This window comes from Variovorax sp. GW531-E2 (assembly GCF_059423125.1).
In genome coordinates, this window is sequence record NZ_JBWKXQ010000033.1 from 29097 (window position 1) to 45239 (window position 16143).

General features: G+C 64.1%; 19 protein-coding genes. 2 read left to right on the plus strand and 17 right to left on the minus strand.

The annotated features are described in order from the left end of the window. Positions 1 to 11: 11 nt before the first annotated feature. Genes rpmD through rplN form a run of 9 tightly spaced genes read right to left on the minus strand, consistent with a single transcriptional unit; the run spans position 12 to position 3699 of the window. The gene (gene rpmD, locus AC07XP_RS19300) at positions 12 to 194 is read right to left on the minus strand and encodes a 50S ribosomal protein L30 (RefSeq protein WP_019653974.1); all 183 of its coding nucleotides are present in this window, start codon (positions 192 to 194) and stop codon (positions 12 to 14) included. A 35-nt stretch (positions 195 to 229) separates the two neighbouring features. Further along, the gene (gene rpsE, locus AC07XP_RS19305; protein ID WP_056576983.1) at positions 230 to 748 is read right to left on the minus strand and encodes a 30S ribosomal protein S5; all 519 of its coding nucleotides are present in this window, start codon (positions 746 to 748) and stop codon (positions 230 to 232) included. 18 nt (positions 749 to 766) lie between these two features. Further along, the gene (gene rplR / locus AC07XP_RS19310) at positions 767 to 1132 is read right to left on the minus strand and encodes a 50S ribosomal protein L18 (RefSeq protein WP_056577252.1); all 366 of its coding nucleotides are present in this window, start codon (positions 1130 to 1132) and stop codon (positions 767 to 769) included. Positions 1133 to 1146: 14 nt separating this feature from the next. After that, on the minus strand, positions 1147 to 1680 hold the full coding sequence (rplF, locus tag AC07XP_RS19315; protein ID WP_062474819.1) for a 50S ribosomal protein L6: 534 nt from the start codon (positions 1678 to 1680) through the stop codon (positions 1147 to 1149). Positions 1681 to 1704: 24 nt separating this feature from the next. Continuing rightward, positions 1705 to 2100 carry a 30S ribosomal protein S8 gene (rpsH, locus tag AC07XP_RS19320; protein ID WP_062474816.1) on the minus strand — a complete coding sequence of 132 codons (396 nt, stop codon included), beginning with the start codon at positions 2098 to 2100 and terminating at the stop codon, positions 1705 to 1707. Positions 2101 to 2120: 20 nt separating this feature from the next. Next, positions 2121 to 2426, minus strand: a complete 306-nt coding sequence (rpsN, locus tag AC07XP_RS19325) for a 30S ribosomal protein S14 (RefSeq protein ID WP_056576989.1) — start codon at positions 2424 to 2426, stop codon at positions 2121 to 2123. A gap of 8 nt (positions 2427 to 2434) precedes the next feature. Further along, positions 2435 to 2974, minus strand: a complete 540-nt coding sequence (rplE, locus tag AC07XP_RS19330) for a 50S ribosomal protein L5 (RefSeq protein ID WP_056576993.1) — start codon at positions 2972 to 2974, stop codon at positions 2435 to 2437. An 11-nt stretch (positions 2975 to 2985) separates the two neighbouring features. Next, entirely contained in the window at positions 2986 to 3318 is a 333-nt protein-coding gene (rplX, locus tag AC07XP_RS19335; RefSeq protein WP_062474813.1) for a 50S ribosomal protein L24, read from the minus strand. 12 nt (positions 3319 to 3330) lie between these two features. Next, on the minus strand, positions 3331 to 3699 hold the full coding sequence (gene rplN / locus AC07XP_RS19340) for a 50S ribosomal protein L14 (RefSeq protein ID WP_009124801.1): 369 nt from the start codon (positions 3697 to 3699) through the stop codon (positions 3331 to 3333). Positions 3700 to 3914: 215 nt separating this feature from the next. Between rplN and AC07XP_RS19345 the strand changes: the two genes are divergently transcribed. Both AC07XP_RS19345 and proC read left to right on the plus strand, forming a co-directional pair. Next, a complete protein-coding gene (locus AC07XP_RS19345) occupies positions 3915 to 5093 on the plus strand; it encodes an esterase-like activity of phytase family protein (protein ID WP_495265573.1) in 1179 nt (392 codons plus the stop codon). Further along, complete coding sequence (proC, locus tag AC07XP_RS19350) at positions 5090 to 5947, plus strand: pyrroline-5-carboxylate reductase (RefSeq protein ID WP_495265574.1); 858 nt, start codon at positions 5090 to 5092, stop codon at positions 5945 to 5947. The genes AC07XP_RS19345 and proC overlap by 4 nt, the downstream gene beginning before the upstream one ends. A gap of 15 nt (positions 5948 to 5962) precedes the next feature. Here proC and ubiA read toward each other — a convergent pair whose 3' ends face one another. The 8 genes from ubiA to AC07XP_RS19390 form a co-directional block, all read right to left on the minus strand. Further along, positions 5963 to 6826, minus strand: a complete 864-nt coding sequence (gene ubiA / locus AC07XP_RS19355; RefSeq protein ID WP_495265575.1) for a 4-hydroxybenzoate octaprenyltransferase — start codon at positions 6824 to 6826, stop codon at positions 5963 to 5965. 86 nt (positions 6827 to 6912) lie between these two features. Next, the gene (locus AC07XP_RS19360; protein WP_369630563.1) at positions 6913 to 7497 is read right to left on the minus strand and encodes a Dps family protein; all 585 of its coding nucleotides are present in this window, start codon (positions 7495 to 7497) and stop codon (positions 6913 to 6915) included. A 137-nt stretch (positions 7498 to 7634) separates the two neighbouring features. Continuing rightward, positions 7635 to 8600 (minus strand): LysR substrate-binding domain-containing protein, encoded by a 966-nt coding sequence (locus AC07XP_RS19365; protein ID WP_062474802.1) that lies wholly within the window; start codon positions 8598 to 8600, stop codon positions 7635 to 7637. A 73-nt stretch (positions 8601 to 8673) separates the two neighbouring features. Continuing rightward, a complete protein-coding gene (locus AC07XP_RS19370; protein ID WP_495265576.1) occupies positions 8674 to 9417 on the minus strand; it encodes a hypothetical protein in 744 nt (247 codons plus the stop codon). Positions 9418 to 9759: 342 nt separating this feature from the next. Further along, positions 9760 to 10413, minus strand: a complete 654-nt coding sequence (locus tag AC07XP_RS19375) for a hypothetical protein (RefSeq protein ID WP_495265577.1) — start codon at positions 10411 to 10413, stop codon at positions 9760 to 9762. Continuing rightward, positions 10413 to 12785, minus strand: coding sequence for a hypothetical protein (locus AC07XP_RS19380; RefSeq protein WP_495265578.1), 2373 nt, complete (start codon positions 12783 to 12785; stop codon positions 10413 to 10415). Before AC07XP_RS19380 ends, AC07XP_RS19375 begins: the two co-directional genes overlap by 1 nt. A gap of 11 nt (positions 12786 to 12796) precedes the next feature. Beyond that, positions 12797 to 15433 (minus strand): type VI secretion system Vgr family protein, encoded by a 2637-nt coding sequence (locus AC07XP_RS19385; RefSeq protein WP_495265579.1) that lies wholly within the window; start codon positions 15431 to 15433, stop codon positions 12797 to 12799. A gap of 153 nt (positions 15434 to 15586) precedes the next feature. Continuing rightward, positions 15587 to 16105 (minus strand): hypothetical protein, encoded by a 519-nt coding sequence (locus AC07XP_RS19390; RefSeq protein ID WP_070062967.1) that lies wholly within the window; start codon positions 16103 to 16105, stop codon positions 15587 to 15589. Between the last annotated feature and the right edge of the window lie 38 nt (positions 16106 to 16143).

The window sequence follows — 16143 nt, forward strand, 5'->3', positions numbered from 1 at the left end:
ATCAGTCTCTCTTACAGAACTTTGACCAGATAACTGATCTTGTTGATCATGCCGCGCACTGCGGGCGTGTCTTGCAGCTCGCTCACGCTGTTGAGCTTGCGCAGGCCGAGGCCACGCACGGTCGCGCGATGCGATTCCTTGGTGCCGATCGGGCTCTTCACCAGCTGCACCTTGAGGGTTTGTTGTTGCGTCATTTGAATGCTTCCTTCAGCCTTGCGAGAGCTTGCGCTCAGGCGAAGATTTCTTCGACGGTGAGACCGCGCTTGGCAGCCACTTGGCCGGCCGTCGTCGAGTTCTTCAACCCGTCGAGCGTGGCGCGAACCATGTTGTAGGGGTTCGACGAACCATGGCTCTTGGCCACGATGTCGGTGATGCCCATGACTTCGAACACGGCGCGCATCGGGCCGCCGGCGATGATGCCGGTACCCTTGGGAGCCGGGTACATCACGACGGTGGCAGCACCGTGGTGACCTTGCACCTGGTGGTGCAGCGTACCGTTCTTGATCGGAGCCTTGAACAGGTTGCGGCGGGCTTCTTCCATTGCCTTCTGCACGGCAGCAGGCACTTCCTTGGACTTGCCCTTGCCCATGCCGACGCGGCCATCGCCGTCACCGACCACGGTCAGCGCTGCGAAACCGAGGATACGACCACCCTTCACCACCTTGGTGACGCGGTTGATCGCGATCATCTTCTCGCGCAGACCGTCCTCAGGACCTTCGTTCTGCGTTCTTGCTTGAATCTTTGCCATTTTGAATCTCGTGTCCGATTAGAACTGCAGACCGGCTTCGCGGGCTGCCTCGGCCAGCGCCTTGACGCGGCCGTGGTAGGCGAAACCTGCGCGATCGAAAGCGACCTTCTCGACGCCGGCAGCCTTCGCCTTTTCAGCGATGCGCTTGCCGATGGCGGTGGCTGCGGCGGCATTGCCACCCTTGCCCGAGGCGCCGAGTGCTGCGCGCACTTCGGCTTCGGCGGTCGATGCGGTTGCGATCACCTTGGTGCCGTCGTCGGAGATGACGGTGGCATAGATGTGCAGGTTGGTGCGGTTCACCGTGAGGCGAGCCACGCCCTGCGTCGCAATGCGGATGCGGGTCTGGCGCGAGCGGCGAAGACGCTGTGCTTTTTTGGTCAACATCATTTTGCTGCCCCTTACTTCTTCTTGGTCTCTTTGATCACGATCTTCTCGTCCGCATAGCGGATACCCTTGCCCTTGTAGGGCTCTGGCGGACGAACAGCGCGGATCTCAGCGGCGATCTGGCCGACGCGTTGACGGTCAGCGCCCTTGATCACCACTTCGGTCGGGGTCGCGGTGGTCACCGTGATGCCTTGCGGCATGTCGATGTTGACCGGGTGCGAGTAACCGACTTGCAGGTTCAGCTTGGCGCCGGACGCTGCAGCCTTGTAGCCGACGCCGACCAGGTTGAGCTTCTTCTCGAAGCCCTTGGTCACGCCAACCACCATGTTGTTCACCAGCTGGCGAATCGTGCCGCTCATCGCATTCGCTTCACGCGAATCGTTGGCGGGCTCGAAGCTCAGCTTGCCGTCCTTGTTGACGACATTCACCAGCGCGTTGCGAGCCAGGCTGAGCGTGCCGCCCGTGCCCTTGACGCTGATCTGGTCTTCCTTGATCGACACATCCACGCCTGCGGGGATGGCGACCGGCATTTTTCCTACTCGGGACATTTCAGTAACTCCTCGATGTCTCGGTTAGGCGACGTAGCACAGAACTTCGCCGCCGACACCGGTGGCGCGCGCCTTGCGGTCGGTCATCACGCCCTTGGGGGTCGTGACGATCGCAACGCCGAGGCCGTTCTGGACTTGCGGAATGGAAGTGCTGGCCTTGTAGACGCGCAGGCCGGGGCGGCTCACGCGCTCAATGCGCTCGATGACCGGACGGCCAGCGTAGTACTTCAGCGAGATTTCAAGTTCGCTCTTGCCGGCTTCGGTCTTGACCTGGAAGCCGTCGATGTAGCCCTCGTCCTTCAGGACTTGTGCGATCGCGATCTTCACCTTGGAAGACGGGACCGACACGGTGGGCTTCGCCACCATCTGCGCGTTACGGATACGCGTCAGCAGGTCGGCAATGGGATCACTCATGCTCATGTTGTTTGCTCCTGCCTGGCTTACCAGCTGGCCTTGGTGACACCGGGGATGTCGCCGTTGAAAGCCAGTTCGCGGATCTTGGCGCGGGCCAGACCGAATTGACGGAAGGTGCCACGGGGGCGACCGGTGATTTCGCAACGGTTGCGCTGGCGCGTGGGGTTCGCGTTGCGCGGGAGCTTCTGCAGGGCCAGGCGGGCCGCTGCGCGCTCTTCGTCGCTCTTCTTCGCGTCGTTGGAAGTTGCCTTCAGTTCTGCGTGTTTCGCAGCGAACTTGGCAACCAGCTTGTCGCGCTTGAGTTCGCGCTGGATCAAAGATGCTTTAGCCACAGATCACCTCAGTTCTTGAACGGGAAACGGAAGCCAGCGAGAAGCGCCTTGGCTTCTTCGTCGGTCTTGGCCGTCGTCGTGATGCTGATATTGAGACCGCGCAGGGCGTCGACCTTGTCGTACTCGATCTCAGGGAAAATGATCTGCTCTTTGACGCCGATGTTGTAGTTGCCGCGGCCGTCGAATGCGCGACCCGAGATACCGCGGAAGTCACGCACGCGGGGCAGGGCCACGGTGACGAAACGGTCCAGGAACTCGTACATGTGCACGCCACGCAGCGTGACCATGCAGCCGATCGGCTGGTTTTCGCGGATCTTGAAGCCGGCGATGGCCTTCTTCGACTTGGTGACCACGGGCTTCTGGCCAGCGATCTTGGTCAGGTCGGCGACAGCGTTGTCGAGGACCTTCTTGTCGGCGACTGCTTCACCCACACCCATGTTCAGGGTGATCTTGGTGAGACGCGGAACTTGCATCGGCGACTTGTAGCCGAACTTTTCCGTCAGGTCTTTCGCGATCTTTTCGCGATAGTGTTGTTGGAGACGTGCCATGTGAGTACCTCTTAGGCGAACTTGATTTCGTCGCCGCTCGACTTGAAGACGCGAACAGCCACGCGCTTGCCGTCGGCACCTTGGGTGACCTTGATGCCCACGCGATCGGCCTTGCCGGTCGCAGCATTGAAGATCGCCACGTTGGATTGGTGAATCGGCATGGTCTTCTCGACGATGCCACCGGTCGTACCCTTGAGGGGGTTCGGCTTGGTGTGCTTCTTGACGAGGTTGATGCCGTCGACGATCACATGCGAATCGTCTGCGCGCAGCGACACGACGCCGCGCTTGCCCTTGTCACGACCGGCCAACACGATGACCTGGTCGCCTTTGCGAATCTTGTTCATGGCGTTGTGTCCTTAGAGAACTTCGGGTGCCAGCGACACGATCTTCATGAACTTCTCGGTGCGCAGTTCGCGCGTGACCGGTCCGAAGATGCGGGTGCCGATGGGCTCCAGCTTGGCGTTGAGCAGCACGGCGGCATTGCCGTCGAACTTGACGAGCGAACCGTCAGCACGACGGATGCCCTTGGCGGTGCGGACCACCACTGCGCTGTAGATCTCGCCCTTCTTGACGCGACCACGCGGAGCGGCTTCCTTGATGCTGACCTTGATGACGTCGCCCACGCTGGCGTAACGCCGCTTGGAGCCACCGAGCACCTTGATACACAGGACGGATTTCGCGCCCGTGTTGTCGGCCACTTCGAGCCGGGATTCAGTTTGGATCATTTCTTGATATTCCCAACTTGTACCGATGAGCCTCCAGGAGGGAGACACCGCGGTCAGTCTTGGGCCCGTCGTCCACGCCTCGAACCACTCGAGACGCTTCCGCTTTGGGCTGAAAGCTTCGCCTTTTGAAAGCGAAGCCCGCGATTGTGGCACCCATGCCGGGCGATGTCAACTGCCTCATCACGCGAACTTCGACAGCCGCTAGACTTTGTGGCGTGCGCGCCCCCACCCACCCCCTCGTTTCGCCGCCTTCTCTGCTACGCCGACGCCTGCTGGCGGGCGGCGCGGGCCTGCTGGGACTGGGATCGCTGGGGCTTGCGGGTTGCCGCAGCGCAACACCGGCGCCGGACACCGGCCGGCTGCAGCGCCTGGGGGAAGCCCGCTGGGCGCACCGACGCTCTATAGAGAGCACCACGGCAGGCGGCCTCTCCGGCATCGACTACGACCCCATCAAAGGTGAGTACCTGCTTCTCAGCGATGACCGGTCAGATCTGAGCCCCGTGCGCTGCTACGCCGCACGTTGGCCCCAACCGGCCGACGCAGCCCCCGAGCCCACCGGCGTTGTCCAGCTGCAACGCCCCGGCGGCGGCCCGTGGCCCGGGCGGCGCCAGGCAATCGACGGACTGCCCGTTCCCGACCCTGAAGCCCTGCGCCTGCGCCCCATGGCCGGCACCCTGCTCTGGACCAGCGAAGGCGACCTGGCCCGCGGCTTCGGCCCCGCCCTGTATGAATCAGCGCGCGACGGCCGCTTCCTGCGCGAATTCGCCCTGCCGGGGATGTTCGCCCCCGACCCGGCCCAGCGCCGCGGCCCGCGCGACAACCAGACACTCGAGGGCCTGGCCCTCACGCCCGACGACCGGTCGGCCTGGCTCGCGATGGAAAACGCCCTGGTCCAGGACGGCCCCGTCCCGACCACCACCACCCCCGGCGGCCCCTGCCGCTTCACCCAGGTCGACCTCGCGACCGGCCGCGCCGTGCGCCAGATCGCCTACGTGCCCGACACCATCCCGCTGCGCCCGCTGGTGCCGGGCACCTACGCCGACAACGGCGTGAGCGAGGTGCTGATGCTCGACGCCCACCGCATGCTGGTGCTGGAACGCGCCTACGCCACGGGCGTCGGCAATTCGCTGCGCCTGTATGAAATAGACACCCGGGCCGCCGACGACGTGCTCGCCATCGACGCCCTCGCCCCCGGCAACCACCGGCCGGCCGCCAAGACGCTCGTGGCCGACTTCGCCACCCTCGGCCTCTCGCGCCTCGACAACACCGAGGGCATGTGCTGGGGCCCATCGCTGCCCGACGGCCGCCGCCTGCTGGTGGTCGTGAGCGACGACAATTTCAACCCGCTGCAAGTGACGCAGTTCGCCGCCTTCGCCTACACCGACCGACCATGACCATCGCCGTGACCTTCCTGCCCCGCACCGCGCCGGGCCCCCTGCCCCCCATCGCCTTCATCGGCGGTGGCAACATGGCCAGTGCCATCATCGGCGGCCTGATCCAGCAAGGCGTCGCGGCCGACAACTTCGAAGTGGTCGAGCCTTTTGAAGAAGCCCGCACCAGGCTGGCCCAGTCCCACGGCATCGTCGCCAGGGCCGAGGCCAGCGAGGCCCTCGCGCGCTGCGCCGTGGTGGTGTGGGCGGTCAAGCCCCAGACCTTTGCCGAAGCCGCCCGCCCGGTGCGCGCCTTTGCGGCCGACGCCCTGCACCTGAGCGTGGCGGCGGGCATCCCGTCCGACAGCATCGCCCGCTGGCTCGGCACCGAGCGCGTGGTGCGCGCCATGCCCAACACGCCCGCCCTGGTCGGCAAGGGCATGACCGGCCTCTTCGCGCGGGCGGGCGTCGAAAGCGCCGACCGCGCACGCGTCGGCCAGCTGCTGGCGCCGACGGGCGAGCTGATCTGGGTCGACGCCGAACCCGCGCTCGACGCGGTGACCGCCATGTCGGGCTCCGGCCCGGCCTACGTGTTCTATTTCATCGAGGCGATGACCGAGGCCGGCGTCGAGATGGGCCTCACGCCCGACCAGGCCCAGCGGCTGGCCATCGGCACCTTCACCGGCGCCTCGGCGCTGGCGCACAGTGCGACCGAGCCGCCGTCGGTGCTGCGCGAACGCGTGACCTCCAAGGGCGGCACGACCTACGCGGCCCTGAGCGCGCTCGAAGCCTCGGATGTGAAGGGCCAGTTCAAGACCGCCATCCGCGCGGCGCAGAAGCGCGCGGCCGAGCTGGGCGAGGAATTCGGGCGCGGCTGACCCGACACAGGCGGGCTATCGGATGACGTAGCCCGCCACGATGCCCACGAACACCGCGAAGCCCAGCCAGTGGTTTTCGCGGAAGGCCTTGAAGCAGCCTTCGCGCGTGCGGTCATGGATCAGGCGCCAGTGCCAGAGCGCCTGCGCCACCGCCGCGGCAATGCCTACATAGAAGAGAACCCCCAGCGACCGGCTGGCACCCGCCCAGATCCAGACCGCCAGGAAGATCGCGTAGCTGGCCATCACCGCCGCCACGTCGAAGCGACCAAAGGTGATCGCCGAGGTCTTCATGCCGATCTTCAGGTCGTCGTCGCGGTCCACCATGGCGTACTCGGTGTCGTAGGCCAGCACCCAGAACAGGTTGCCCGCCAGCAGCCACCACGCAAAGGCCGGCACCGTGGACTGCACCGCGGCAAAGGCCATCGGGATGCCGAAGCTGAAGGCGATGCCCAGCACCGCCTGCGGGATCGACACGAAGCGCTTGGCGAACGGGTAGATCAGCGTGATCGCCAGCGCCGCGAACGACCACAGCACCGTCGTGCGGTTGGTGGTGAGCACCAGCCCGAAGGACAGCAGCGCCAGCACCGCGCCCAGCCCCAACGCCTCCTTGACCGACATCGCGCCGCTCGTCACGGGCCGCTGGGCCGTGCGCTTCACGTGGCGGTCGAAATCGCGGTCGGCCACGTCGTTGACGCAGCAGCCCGCGCTGCGCATGAGGAACGTGCCGAGCGTGAACACCGCGAGCAGGTGCAGGCCGGGCCAGCCGTCGGCCGCGAACCAGAGCGCGCCCAGCGTGGGCCACAGCAACAGCAGCCAGCCGGCCGGCCGGTTCCAGCGGATCAGATCGAGGTAGAGCGCAAAACGGCGGGCGAGAGGCATGCGGCGGACGGGCAGACGAAAAAAGAGCGGCCATTGTGCCGCTCTTGGAAGGGCTCCCGGCGCACCGGGAGATCAGGCAGACGTCATCAGTCCTCGAGCAGCGAGCGCAGCATCCAGGCCGTCTGGTCGTGCACCGTGCAGCGCGCGGTCAGCATGTCGGCGGTCGGGTCGTCGCCGGCCTCTTCGGCCACCGGAATGAACTCGCGCGCGATGCGCGACACCGTTTCGTGGCCCTTCACGAGGATGCGCACCATCTCCATCGCCTTGGGCGGGGTCTGCGGCACGTCGGGCACGGTGGCGATCTTGCTGAACTCGGCGTACGAGCCCGGCGCGTAGTGGCCCAGCGCGCGAATGCGCTCGGCGAGCACGTCGGTCGAGCCCCACAGCTCGGTGTACTGCGTCATGAACATCGCATGCAGCGAGTTGAAGTGCGGCCCCGTCACGTTCCAGTGGAAGTTGTGCGTCGTGAGGTACAGCGTGTAGGTGTCGGCCAGCACGCGGCTCAGGCCTTCGGCGATGGCCGCGCGGTCCTGGCGTTCGATGCCGATGTTGATGATCGGCGCATTGCGGCTGCCCGACTCCTGCGCGACGACGGCGCCGCCCTTCTTGGGCACCTTGCCGGCGGAAGCTGCGGGCGACGGGGACTTGGTTTTCTTCGAGGGTTTGGCCATGGCGGAGGGGTCTTTCTTGAAGTTGAGTGAACAACACCGAAATTCTGAAAGCCGGCAGGCGGCTTCGCAACAGCTTCACTCTATCCCAGCGATCAGCGATCCCAAACAGCCCGCGCGTAGGCGAAGGCCCCGAATCGCTAGGAGAGTCGTTTGACACCCGGCAGCTCGCACGCGTAGATCGCGTTGCGCAGCGCTGCAATGGCCTCGTAGCGCGTGAAGGTGCGGCGCCAGGCCAGCACCACGCGACGCATCGGCGGGTCGCGGTCCTGCGCGTCGCGCACGGGCAGGTAGCGCACCATCTGCTCGGGCTCCTTGCGCCCCTTGACCTTCGGCTTGAGCGCCTCGGCCGGCACCGACAGGCGCGGCACCAGCGTCACGCCCATGCCCGAGGCCACCATGTGCTTGATGGTCTCCAGCGACGAGCCCTCGAAGCTCTTGCGGATGCCCTCGGCGTTGCTCGAAAAACGCGCGAACTCGGGACACACCTCGAGCACGTGGTCGCGAAAGCAGTGGCCCGTGCCCAGCAGCAGCATCGTCTCGCTCTGCAGTTCTTCCGAGGTGATCGACTCGCGGTCGGCCAGCTTGTGCTTCACGGGCAGCGCCGCCATGAAGGGCTCGTCGTACAGCGGCGCCATCGCCAGGCCCGTGTCGGGAAAGGGCTCGGCCATGATCGCGCAGTCGATCTCGCCGGCGCGCAGCATCTCGAGCAGCTTGACCGTGAAGTTCTCCTGCAGCACCAGCGGCATCTGCGGCGTGCGCGCGATCACCTGGCGCACCAGGTCGGGCAGCAGGTACGGGCCGATCGTGTAGATCACGCCCAGGTTCAGCGGACCGGCCAGCGGGTCCTTGCCGCGCTTGGCGATCTCCTTGATGCTGGCGGCCTGGTCGAGCACGCTTTGGGCCTGCTGGACGATCTGCTCGCCGAGCGGCGTCACGGTCACTTCACCGGCGCTGCGCTCGAAGAGCTTGACCTCGAGTTCGTCCTCGAGTTTCTTGATGGCCACCGAAAGCGTCGGCTGGGACACATAACAGGCCTCGGCCGCCTTGCCGAAGTGCCGCTCGCGGGCGACTGCGACGATGTATTTGAGTTCGGTGAGAGTCATAGCTTGCGTCAATTATGCGCAAGGGTCTGTGACCCGGCTGGGACGGGGTTAAAGGTCGCGGGCTGCGCTGCGCTCAGCCGGTGCGGCTCCAGACCCATTGCACCGGCTGCCCGCCGTTCGAGGGCATCGGCTCGCCCTGCGCGACGGCCACGCTCACGCGCAGATCGGTCATGCAGGCCCAGACGCCCGAGCGGGGGCAGGTCTGGCCCGTGTCCGCAAACAGCAGCTCGTCGCGGCGCATGCGGTGCCCCTGGATCTGCGCCGAGCCATCGACCTCCGCGGTGAACGCGACGCGGCCGGACGCGGCACGCTCTTCGAAAATCTCGATGGCGCCTTGCAAGGCGATGAAGAAATCCCAGTCGGACAGATCCTGCTCCGCCGTCGCGGCGGTGAAATCGGCCTGGTACAGGCGTTGATAGCGCTCGGCGTTGTAGTCCAGCTCGAAGACGACCTGGCCTGTTGCAGCACCCATCAGCCGGGACTGGCTGAAGCCCTGTCGCAAGCGCCCATCGCCATACCGCGAAGGCGCGATCTCGCTGCGCAGGACGGGCGAGAGCATCACCACGGAGCCGTCGTCGCGCTTCTGGCAGATCTCGAACACGGCACCGTCGTCGGTGCGGAAGACGAACCTCTCGTCGGACGTCCAGTAGCTGTAGTAGCGCTTGTCGTTCTCGATCGTGTAACCGCCTTTGACGGGGAGGTCGGCGAGGACCGACGCGCCTGGGGGTTTCTCGGCGTCGTCGACGGGGCGCCAACGACCGGTTGTGGGGTCCAGGTCGATGAGGTCGGAGGCGGTGTGATGCAGGTAGAGCCACATGGGACTATTTCTTTGCTCAGGCCTGCTCCGAGCCGTTTCTTGCGCCACCTCGCACGGGAATCTCAGCGCTTCGGCGCAGGCGGATCAGCGTCCTATTGTCAGAGGCCAGAGTGCCGCGTTGCAGTCGCGGCCCTCGATGGCGGGCGCGAACCACCAGCGGGCGGCTCGGCCGATGAATGGATCCAACGATCTTCGGCACGAAGCTTGCGACCGTACGCCGGCAAGTCTTACGGATACACCACGTGATCGATCATGCTGTTGTTGAGGTCGAGCAGATCGCGTCAAACTGAAAGCCCAGCAGTCGACCTGAGCTGTACAGATTGGGAGCCCATAGATCAACCGTCAACGCTGCAATGACTCTGGGGTTGGTGGGGCATCTTCCAAAAACTCTATCCCGCGTAATATTTTTAGTGCCCGAGAGGTCAAGTCGATGCTGTCCTTCTTTTTTGAAAAATCAAGATACCCAACCACACTTTCACCACACACAGCCTTCAATTCACGAGCCAAGCAGTAAATCAGCCGTCTTTGTCGATAGCGCTCATCCCCTGCCGTGTCATCCACGGCGACTGCCCAACCATTCGAATTTTTGGAGGTCAATGGAAAAAATCGAAGTGCTTTATTGTCAAGAAGTTCCTTTCCTCCATTCTCCTGATTGGGCGCCCAGCCTCCCGCTGGCAAACGAACCGCCCACCCCCGTTGGACTTGGTCTTCGTCACTTTTGTAGCAATTAAAATCAAAGCTCCAGTCGCCACTGCTGGAGAAATCAGGAGTCATTTTCAAAGAAAATCCCGCGGCGCCCGGACCTTGAGTTGATTCGTAGCCTGATCTGAAGGTAGCATCGCTTGGGATCTTCAATTCAATGCGACAACCCGGGCCAAGATTGGCGATCTTCGATACGCTTGACCTGAGATTTTTTTGATGCTGCTGTTCCTTCGAGACTTGCCCGACTGCCACCAAGTGAAAAGCCATGAGGAAACAAAAAATCAAATTTTTCATCAAAATCTCCTTTTCCCATAGCCCTCGGGAAATTCGACATTCAACCCTCCCTGAGCATCAGGGAATTTTGCCTCTGTCAATATCGCCAGCGCATATCCATATGCGCAACACCTCGAATCAAATCCGTTTAATGCAGAGCTATAGATGTTAAGAATTTGAGAGGGCAGATTGACTGCAGCCGAAGCTTTCCAAAAGGCCGGGCTTCTGTAGTACGTCTTGGAGCCTTGCCTGTTGACTGTATTGACGGAAACACGTTCAATCAGATGGTTTTCGTCAGCGTATTTCGCCATTTGAAGGGAGGCCCAATAAAACCCGGCGCTATCGGACGGAGCGAGATAGCGATCAGGATCATTCGCCAGGGATGCATCCGCCTGAACTGCGATTCGCCAATTCACCATGTCTTGAGTCAATGCTGGAAAATTTCCATCCTGCATCGCAGTCTTGCTGCGGGCAGATGGCTTCTTTCCTTGCTCTGTACTTTGTGCTGTTTCCAATGAACTCTTGAGCGCGGCTGGGATGGTGCGGCCACGCCACGTCCAGTAAGAAATATAGTTGCTTGCATGAGTCAACTGCAAAAATCCACGACCGTACCAGGGGGCATACCAGTAGCCCGCCCCCCCACCTTCAACAAGTGTCCCAATCCATGAAGTTTCTTGAATGGCATTCCCAAAGAATGCGGTTTTCCGCATCGGGGTATTGACGCCATATTTACGCATCATCCGATTAAGCGGCATGCGATGATCTCTGAAAACTGAATTGGTCGCCGCAGAAGCATTTCCAGCTGGAATGCTCTCCCATAGTGATCCGACAGTATTGCTTGGTTTGTCTTTTCCTATGCGCAGCGCTTGCATCGGCACCAATTGCGCGAACTCCGCCCCGCTCAGCCAGCCGCATTTCCTGAAGTGTTTGATGAACTCCCTCGGGTGAAAGTGCCAGTGCTTGATCGTCAGGCGCGCCTTGTCTTCGGCGGGAAGCTCCTCCCAGAAGCAAAGCTTTTGCGCAAAGTCAGTCATTTCCGTGAAGTCCGTCTCGTCCTCCAACGGGTACGGCATGTAGGGGTTGCCCTTGTCGCGTGTCCACGCCCAGCGCTTGCGCACCTCGTCCTTGGCCCACTCCGTGGGGAACTTGCAGACCGTTTTGGCCAACTTCGCTTGAACAGCGGGTTTGCACAAGTTCTGCTTTCGGTTGGCCGCCTTTTGCTCCGGCGTGGTTGCAGCGCCTTCCGGCGCCTGCGGTGCTGGCACGGAAGGGCTGGTCATGTCCGGGGGGCTACTGGGTGGTGCCGCGGGCTGGGCCGCTGGGGCCAGCATGGCATCGATCAGGGCCGAGTTGCACTGGCTGTTGTCGTCCTGGGTATCGTCGTCAATGAGCTTCCAGTCTGACCAGTGGGGGAAGTCGGCATCACTGAATTTCCTGGTGTTGCCGGCATTCAGGTCGAGCCAAACGCCCCCGGGCTGTCCGGGGACAACGACCTTGCGCCAATGGGCCGCATCGTTGGGCAGTGGGTCGCTGCCCAGCTTGCGACCGAAGCGCAGCAGTTCGTACCAGCCGCTGGGGCTGCTGGTGGCTTGGGCGCTTGCGCTGAGGCGACCATGGCGCGTGTTCGCTTCGGTATAGAGGTTGTACTCGGCGTCGGTTTCCGCGATTCCCGCACTGACGACTTCGCCCGTGAGTTGGTAGGTGGTCAGTGTGGCATTAGCGGCCTCGTACCTGATGCCAACGATCAGATCGGCACCGCCGCTGTCACCTGCCGCCGCAGGCAGGGTCGCGCCGGTTGGTTGTGCGCTGTAGTACGGGGTCTTGGCAGGCACCAGCACATAGACCTCACCGTACACCGCGTCGGCGCGACCGTCACTGGTGAGCGGCAGATCGCCAGTGTTGCGCCCCACAAGGCTCCGAGTATCGGCATCACCCGCAACAATCTCCAGGTGGATGCAATTGGCGCGGCCATAGATGGTGCCGGCCAGTCCCAGCTTGTCCTTGCGGTAGACGATCTGATTGACGGCCGGCAGATTGGCATCGAGCAGGCGCAGGTGCTGATAGATGGAGTAGTAGACAACTTCAACTGCGGTGGCGTCGTTGGCGCCGATCTCGGTCTTGTGGCGAATCACGACACATCCCGTCGAATGGTCTTGCGCGTCATAGCGGGCGGTGCCGCCATCGCGCCGGAAGATCACGGTGCCATCGGCGATGGCGCGCACCGGCTCGTCGGCCGTGGGGGCGTTGATGTGGATGCCGCCATGCCAGGCCATTGCCTGGCTGACGGGAAATGCGCCGCTGCCGACGATACCGCCGGGCATCACGTCGCTGACGCACTGTTCGCTGTAGACGGGGATGTCCGGCTGAGACAGAAAGGGTGGGCTGATGATCATCGCGTGCTCGCCTAGACCGAAAACTTGAACTTGCGGGGCGGTGGTGTGACATTCGGTGGCTCTTCGAACACCGCTATGCCCGTGGGCAGTGCCGGCAACTTTGCGGGCTTTCCTCCCGGTCCCACGAAGCTCTTGGTCGTCCCCTTGATGTCCAGCAGCCCCGGCATCTTCAAGGTGATGTTCATCCCATCCAGCTCGATGCTCGTCTGCCCACCGTTGAGCGTGATCTTCTGCTGCGCCAGCACTTGGATCTCGTCATTGCTGCTGGTGACCGTGAAGCCTTCCTTGGCCAGCCATTCGAGTTCGTCGGTGTGCGCCTGCACGCTCACCGGCCCGTCTTGCGCGATGACCTGGATGCCGCCCTTGTGGCTGTACAGCCCCACGGACTTGGCGGCCGCAAAGCTCACGGTCTTGCCCGCCGCGATGTGGGCCTGCGCCTGCGCAGTCCAGTGGATAGCCTCGCCCGCGTACACAGTCGCGCTGGCGGGCGTGGCCATGTTCAGGCTCATGGCCGCATCGAGCACCATGAGCGGCCGGGCGAAGGCGGGCACCGGGTCTTGCCCTTCGCGTGAGCCTGCGCCTTCTCCACCCTTGGGCTCGCGCGCATCCTGCCCGTTGACGTTCCCGGGATAGTGCCCATTCTTCTGCGGATCGATGTCGTCGATCAGCGGCTGCAGCAGCGCCGTGGCCCTCAACGCCAGCGCCTTGGCGCCGCCGGCCGCATCGGACAGCTTCTGCGCCTCGCGCAACGCGCCCGCGAGCTGGCCGCGCACGCTGGTGGTGTCCTGCACGCTGCCCGTTGCCCGTTCCTGGGCCAGCGTGGAGATCAGCAGCCCCTCGCCGGCGCGCGTGGCGACCCAGGCGTCGGAGCGCAGCTCGGCGCCGCTGCCGCGCCAGGCGCCGCGGCTGCTCTCGTCGGGCGACTGGGCGTTGAGGTGGCCCAGGTTCAACTGGCTCGCGGCGTGCGAGCTGGCCAGGCGGGTACGCACCTGGCCGGGCGCGTCGTCGGCGATCCACTGGTTGTAGCCGCTGCCGTCGAGCGCGCGGCTGTGCCAGCCCGAGAGCACGCCCGCGTGATTGGCCGACGAGTCAGTGCCAGCCGACCAGGGCGGCAGATCCTGTCCGTTGTACAGCTGCTGGGCGACCACCGGCCGGTCGATGTCGCCTTCGATGAAGGACACGAGCACTTCAGAACCCACGCGCGGCAGGTGATGTGCGCCCCAGTTCGGGCCGGCAACGGGCGCAGCCACGCGCAGCCAGACGGACTGGCGGTTGCTGGCGTGACGACCGGCGGCGACGAGGCTGCCTTGTCCGCTGCTGGTCGACTGCTGCTGGCCCGCACGCTGGGCCTGCCAATGGAAGCGCACCTGCACACGATGATCGCGCTGGGTGTGGACAGCCGTCGGTGCCTCGTCGTCATCGCCGCCGACCACGAGCGCGACCATGGCCTCGGGGGCCGTGGGCTTGGGGCGCCACAGCGGCACGACCTGCGCCTCGGCCGGCTGGGCCTCGAAGCTGTTGCGGTAGCTGCCCTTCTCGAGCTCGCCGGCCTCGAGCACCTGCGCGGCCTGTGCGCCGAGGTTGTTGGCCGCTTCGTGGCGCACGCGCAGTGCGAGGAATCTGCGGCCGCCGTAGCGGTCGTGCTGCGTGAGCGTGAAGCGCTCGCCGGCACCGAGCTGTCGCACGCTGCCCGCGGCGCCGTAGCGCTTGATGCGCGATTCGAAGGCCACCAGCTGCTGCTCGGCGCGGCGGGCGGCGGTGGCGCTGTCGGCGTAGCGCTGCGCGCCGGTGCCGTCGTAGTGCTCCAGCACGGGCACCTCGCCCATGGCCAGCGCGCTCTGCACTGCGCCGGTGGGGGCCTGCAGCACGCTGGCGTCCCAGGCGTTGCGCATGACGGCGTTGGTGGTGACTTGGCGCCGGCTGCTCCAGGCGGTGATGGCGTCGGTCGCTTCGGTGGCGTCTGCGCGGTGGAAGCGAATCTGAGAAAGGGCGCAGTCGGGCGGGGTTGCCGCGCGGTCGAAGATCACCAGGCGGTGGTGCGAGGGCGTGGTGTTGCCGCTCCCGCTGCCTGTCGACTGTTGCTGCTCGTGCTCGAAGCGAAAGCTCAGGCCTTCTTCCGCCAGCAGGCGCAGCACGAAGGCCAGGTCCGACTCGCGGTACTGCACGCAGGTGGGCCGCACGGGCATCTCCTGCGCGACTTCGAAGCTGAAGCTGGCGGTCGTGTGGTCGGCGAACACTTCGCTGACGATGTCCTGCACATGCTTGGCGGCGTACACGAAGCTGTCGCGGCGCAGGCCCAGCGCGGCGAGCCAGGGTTGCAGGTGCAGCCGGTAGCGCGCCAGGCCGCCGTCACCACCCAGCGCATCGACGGCCGTGAGGTAGCCATGCCAGGTGCGAAAGCTGCCGTTGGCCAGCAGCAGGCGCAGGCTCAGCTCTTCGCCGATCAGCGCGAACGGGTCGAACTCGCTCGAGGTGGCAAGGGTGTCGATGGTGAAGTCGAAGAGTTCGTTGAGGCCTTCAGTGCCGGTGAAGCGCTCGACGACGACGGCGTTCTGCGGTGCCGCCGCGGGCAGCTGCAGCTTGATGAGCCGCGCCTGCTCCGACAGCCGCGCGACGTTCAGGCCTTCGAGCTTCCATGGCGTCGGCATGAAGCTGCTTGATGTGTCTGATGACATGGATATCCACCTCCCTGGTGTCAGTGCCGGTCGTGCCGGTCTTCGTTCGATGCATGGCCGCGCGCGATCTTCCCGCCCTGTCTGTTCAGGGGCTGGCCGATCGACATCGCGTGGACCGGAAAAATCCTAGTTCGCCAGCGTTGCATGTGCGTTTGCTGTGCCACAGCTGAATGTCATGACCGCAGGCGGCGGAAACACGGTGTTCGATCCGAACAGCCGGTAGCGCTTTGCATTGATCGTGACGGTCTGGGTGAACGAGCCGGTCAGTCCCAGGCTGGACGCGGTCGGGCTCGTCTCGTCGAAGCTCAAGATCTGCGCAGGCAGGAACGGATCTTTGGGCATGTCGAGTACCACATGAATGGCGGCTGTCGGGACGGTTTCATTTCCAAGACGGATTCCGAACCAGCTGCGCGTCACGAACGTGGAGGACTTTTCCAGCCACGCGTCATGGACCGAGCAATCGCCAAAAGACGATGCATCGAAACGCAGCTTGGCCAACAGCCTTCCCTGGGCCCGGCTCTCGTCACTCGACACCGCGGTCGACACATCAGAGGTGCTTGCGTTGACCCGATAGCCACGGTACGCCACCAGTGCCAGCACAACGACCACAACCACCAACGCCAAGAATAAGAACAGTCGCTTCATGAGTAGAAAATGAGGGCGCGTCGTCGCACAAGAAATAG

Excerpts from the sequence above, each read along its gene's own strand:
- rplR (WP_056577252.1), bottom strand. The coding sequence starts at position 1,132 with ATGTTGACCAAAAAAGCACAGCGTCTTCGCCGCTCGCGCCAGACCCGC.
- rpmD (WP_019653974.1), bottom strand. The coding sequence starts at position 194 with ATGACGCAACAACAAACCCTCAAGGTGCAGCTGGTGAAGAGCCCGATC.
- AC07XP_RS19365 (WP_062474802.1), bottom strand. The coding sequence starts at position 8,600 with ATGACTCTCACCGAACTCAAATACATCGTCGCAGTCGCCCGCGAGCGG.
- proC (WP_495265574.1), top strand. The coding sequence starts at position 5,090 with ATGACCATCGCCGTGACCTTCCTGCCCCGCACCGCGCCGGGCCCCCTG.
- AC07XP_RS19385 (WP_495265579.1), bottom strand. The coding sequence starts at position 15,433 with ATGCCGACGCCATGGAAGCTCGAAGGCCTGAACGTCGCGCGGCTGTCG.
- AC07XP_RS19375 (WP_495265577.1), bottom strand. The coding sequence starts at position 10,413 with ATGAAAAATTTGATTTTTTGTTTCCTCATGGCTTTTCACTTGGTGGCA.
- rplF (WP_062474819.1), bottom strand. The coding sequence starts at position 1,680 with ATGTCCCGAGTAGGAAAAATGCCGGTCGCCATCCCCGCAGGCGTGGAT.
- rplE (WP_056576993.1), bottom strand. The coding sequence starts at position 2,974 with ATGGCACGTCTCCAACAACACTATCGCGAAAAGATCGCGAAAGACCTG.
- rpsE (WP_056576983.1), bottom strand. The coding sequence starts at position 748 with ATGGCAAAGATTCAAGCAAGAACGCAGAACGAAGGTCCTGAGGACGGT.
- AC07XP_RS19360 (WP_369630563.1), bottom strand. The coding sequence starts at position 7,497 with ATGGCCAAACCCTCGAAGAAAACCAAGTCCCCGTCGCCCGCAGCTTCC.
- ubiA (WP_495265575.1), bottom strand. The coding sequence starts at position 6,826 with ATGCCTCTCGCCCGCCGTTTTGCGCTCTACCTCGATCTGATCCGCTGG.
- rplX (WP_062474813.1), bottom strand. The coding sequence starts at position 3,318 with ATGAACAAGATTCGCAAAGGCGACCAGGTCATCGTGTTGGCCGGTCGT.
- AC07XP_RS19390 (WP_070062967.1), bottom strand. The coding sequence starts at position 16,105 with ATGAAGCGACTGTTCTTATTCTTGGCGTTGGTGGTTGTGGTCGTTGTG.
- rpsH (WP_062474816.1), bottom strand. The coding sequence starts at position 2,100 with ATGAGCATGAGTGATCCCATTGCCGACCTGCTGACGCGTATCCGTAAC.
- rplN (WP_009124801.1), bottom strand. The coding sequence starts at position 3,699 with ATGATCCAAACTGAATCCCGGCTCGAAGTGGCCGACAACACGGGCGCG.
- AC07XP_RS19370 (WP_495265576.1), bottom strand. The coding sequence starts at position 9,417 with ATGTGGCTCTACCTGCATCACACCGCCTCCGACCTCATCGACCTGGAC.
- AC07XP_RS19380 (WP_495265578.1), bottom strand. The coding sequence starts at position 12,785 with ATGATCATCAGCCCACCCTTTCTGTCTCAGCCGGACATCCCCGTCTAC.